This is a genomic window from Streptomyces calidiresistens, assembly GCF_014141525.1.
In the GTDB taxonomy this organism is placed as follows: Bacteria; Actinomycetota; Actinomycetes; order Streptomycetales; family Streptomycetaceae; genus Streptomyces; species Streptomyces calidiresistens.
Window position 1 is genome coordinate 1 of sequence record NZ_VKHS01000585.1, and the last position, 3,573, is coordinate 3,573.

Sequence of the window (3,573 nt, forward strand, 5' to 3'; positions counted from 1 at the left end):
CCCGTCCTGCGCGACCTCCCACACCGACCCGCCCGCCTGTCCCCGGTCCCCGGCGGCACCGCCATCACCGGCCCCGGCGTGGAGGCCTTCTGGGAGACCGGCCGGCCCGGGGGCCCCGAAGGCGGTGAGGGGGCCCCGCAGGGGCTGCGGCTGGGCTCCTTCGGTCGCTTCTCCGAGCCCGAGGGGGACACCGTCCCCTTCCACGCCGGTCGCCGGTCCGCCGCGCCCGGCCGGCCCGCCGGATGGGTGGAGACCATCCACCTGGCGCCGGACGTCGCGGTGTACGGGGGCGGTGAGAGCTACCAGGGGCCCGATCTGCGCGGGCGGCACCGCAGGCTGCGCAACGTCGAGGAGAACCGCGCCGCCGGTCGCGACTCCGCCTACCTCAACGTGCCCTTCCTGTGGTCCGACGCGGGCTGGGGCCTGTTCGGCCACGGCGGCGGCCCCGTCACCGCCGATCTCGGCGCCACCCACGGCGAGGCCGCCCGGGTGGAGATCCTCGGCGACGACCTCGATCTCTTCCTGCTCACCGGTGACGCGCCCGACCTGCTGCGCCGCTACCTCGCCCTCACCGGCCGGCCGGGGTCGGTGCCGGACTGGGCGTTCGGCGTGTGGATGAGCCGCAGCTCCTATTTCACCGCCGGGGAGGTGATCGCCACCGTCGACGAACTCGACGCCGCCGGCTGCCCCGTGGACGTCGTGCACGTGGACGAGTGGCTCGACGAGAACGTCCTGGACACCGCCTCCTGGAGCGCCGGTCCGGCCCGGGACCGCTTTCCCCGTGACTGGGCCCGCCCCCTGATCGACCGGGGCGTGCGGGTGAGCCTGTGGATCAACCCCTACGTGCGGCGCGGCACGCCCCTCGCCGATGAGCTGACCGCCCGGGGCCTGCTGGTGCGCGGCGCGGACGGCCGGCCGATCGCCACCTCCGACAACCCCGAGACCCTGCTCGTCGACTTCCTCGACCCCGTGGCCCGCGAGTGGTGGTGCGAACGCCTGGCCCGCTCCCTGCGGGAGGAGCGCAACGCCGCCGTCATGGCCGACTTCGGCGAGGAGATCCCGGCCGGGGCGGTCTTCGCCGACGGCAGCACCGGCGTCGAACGCCGCAACACCTACGGCCTGTTCTACCTGGAGGCGGTCCACGAGGCCGGGCGCCGGGCGCGGGGCGCGGACTTCCTGCCGCTCTCGCGATCGGGCACCGCCGGTTCCCAGCGCCTCCCGGCCCACTGGGCGGGGGACACGCCCTCCACCTGGAGCGGCATGGTCTCCACCCTGCGGGCCCTGCTGTCGATGGCGCTCAGCGGTTTCTCGGTCGTCACGCACGACGCCGGTGGCTACTGGACCCCCGCCTCCCACCGGCGGGCGGAGGAGCTGCGGGCCTCCATGACCCCCGACGCGGTGGCGGCCGACGTGGAGCCCGAGTTGTACGGGCGGTGGGCGCAGTGGGCGGCGTTCTCCCCGCTGACCCGTTTCCACGGCATGGGGCGGCGCGAGCCCACCGCGTATCCCGAGCCCTTCCGGGGCGCCGCCCTGGAGGCCTGCCGGCTGCGCTCCCGCCTGCGCCCCTACCTGGTGGCCGCCGCCCGGCGGGACCTGCCGCTGATGCGCCCCATGCCGTTGGCGCTGCCCGGCGACCGGGCGGCCCGTGACGCGGGGTTGCAGTACCTGTTGGGGCCGGACGTGCTGGTCGCGCCGATCCTCGAACCCGGTGGGCGCCGCCTGCTGTACGTGCCGGAGGGGCGCTGGGAGCCGCTGGTGAACGGTCCACCGCTGGAGGGCCCGGGGTGGCGGGAGGTGCGGTGCGGCCCGGACGCGTTCCCCGCCCACGTGCGCGCGGGGCGCGGTCCGGCCGTCCTCGGCGGGTGACGGCCGTCCCCGCGTGGCGGACACGCCCGAAAAGCGCAAGCATGGGAACGAACGACGAAGATGACAAAGGTGATGAATCGGACACGGCCGCACCGGGGGGACACCACAGACCCCGACCCGTCGGGACGGGGCTCCCACCGCTTTCGAACGGAGGCCGAACCATGGCGTCTTCCCACGACACCCGCGGGTCCCACGACACCCGCACCGAACACACCGGCCGCGCGGGGCGCGGTACCGGCTCACCCCGCGGCGAGGTCCTCGCCGGTGGCGTCGTCCTCTTCGCCGCCGTGATGATGCTGGTCGCGGGCTTCTTCGACGCCCTGCGCGGCGTGATGGCGATAGCCGAGGACGAGGTCTTCGTCGCGACCGCCGACTACACCTTCTCCCTCGACCTGACCGGCTGGGGGTGGATCCACCTGATCGCCGGCATCGCGGTGATCGCGGTCGCCCTCGGCCTGTTCAGCGGGGCGACGTGGGCGAGGATGGCGGCGGTGGTGGTGGCGGCGGTGCTGATCGTCGCCAACTTCCTGTCCCTGCCGTACTACCCCCTGTGGTCCGTCGTGGCGATCGCGTTCTACGCCTTCGTCATCTGGGCCCTGACCACGGCCAGGGACGACCGGTCCCTGGCCTGATCCCCTCGTGGCCCTCCCGGGTCCCCCGGCCGTGACGGGCCCGGCCCCGGCGGACGTGTGGGCGTCCACCGGGGCCGGGTCGTGGGGCGTCGGTGCCGGAGGGCACCGGGGTGCGAACCCCGCCGGATCAGCGGAAGTTCACGTCACTGCAGAAGTAGTACGTCTGGTCCATGTGGGAGGCCTGCCAGACCGTGTAGACGATGTGGCGACCCCTGCGGTTCTGGGCGTTGACGTTGATGGAGATGTTCTGGGCCGGGGCGTAGCGGCCGGTCTCCCGGACGAGCTCCAGGTCGCTCCAGTTCAGGGCCTGACGGGTGGGGTCGAAGCCCTGCCGGGTGACGTAGATCCGGAAGTAGTCGGCGCCGTGGCTGGCCTGGTCGTACAGCCGCACGGTGAAGTTGCTGTTGATGTCGGTGGCCTGCCAGTTGCCGATGGCGTCCATCGAGCGGTAACGGCCGTTCTCGGTGCGGCCGCCGCTGCACAGCTGCCCGTTGGGCACGGCGGCCTGGTGGTTCCCGCGCACGTTGTCGCGGTAGAGGCCGTTCCAGTTCCACATGGCGTTGGGGTTGTCCTGCCAGGCCTGCCAGCACATCGGGTCCTGGTTGGCCATGTTGGGGTTCAGGTGGTCGTGGCCCCAGCGCAGCCAGCACCCGTAGTTACGGGCGGCCGGGTCCACGATCGAACCGTGGGCCGCGGCCGGCTCGGCCCACGGGATGAGGCAGAGCAGCGCGGCCGAGAACAGCGCCGCGAGGCGGGCCCGCCATCCGGGGGCCGTCGTGCGAGGTTGAGGATTCACTGTGCGGTCTCCGTTTTCCGGCTGTGGGGTATCCGGTTTGGGAGCGCTCCCATGTTGCTGAATGCTATCCCCTTCGTCACGCCCCCGAAACACTTTTCGCGGTATCGGAAATATTTCGATGAACGATCATTCGAACTCCCCTGCCGGAACCGTCCCCGACGATCGCCCCGGGACCCGTCACACCTCCCGAGCACCCCTCCCGCACCCATTCCACCTGGGGTTTCACCGCCCCGGCCACCCGTTCCCCGGATGGTCGGACGGAAGGGATCACCGCGTCAC

3 protein-coding genes are annotated in these 3,573 nt (G+C 72.8%); 2 read left to right on the forward strand and 1 reads right to left on the reverse strand.

The genetic code is table 11. The features are described 5' to 3' along the window. Together FOE67_RS20005 and FOE67_RS20010 are read left to right on the forward strand one after the other, a co-directional pair. A partial coding sequence (locus FOE67_RS20005) for a glycoside hydrolase family 31 protein (RefSeq protein WP_182666226.1) occupies positions 1–1,866 on the forward strand: 1,866 nt, incomplete at its 5' end. Between the two features lie 161 nt (positions 1,867–2,027). Continuing rightward, entirely contained in the window at positions 2,028–2,498 is a 471-nt protein-coding gene (locus FOE67_RS20010) for a DUF7144 family membrane protein (RefSeq protein WP_182666227.1), read from the forward strand. Between the two features lie 127 nt (positions 2,499–2,625). On the opposite strand, the gene FOE67_RS20015 is transcribed toward FOE67_RS20010, so the two are convergent. Further along, complete coding sequence (locus FOE67_RS20015) at positions 2,626–3,294, reverse strand: lytic polysaccharide monooxygenase auxiliary activity family 9 protein (RefSeq protein ID WP_323385107.1); 669 nt, start codon at positions 3,292–3,294, stop codon at positions 2,626–2,628. Positions 3,295–3,573: the final 279 nt, after the last annotated feature.

What these genes read in the sequence shown, in the direction of transcription:
- FOE67_RS20010 (WP_182666227.1), top strand. Translation starts at nt 2,028, where the DNA reads ATGGCGTCTTCCCACGACACCCGCGGGTCCCACGACACCCGCACCGAA.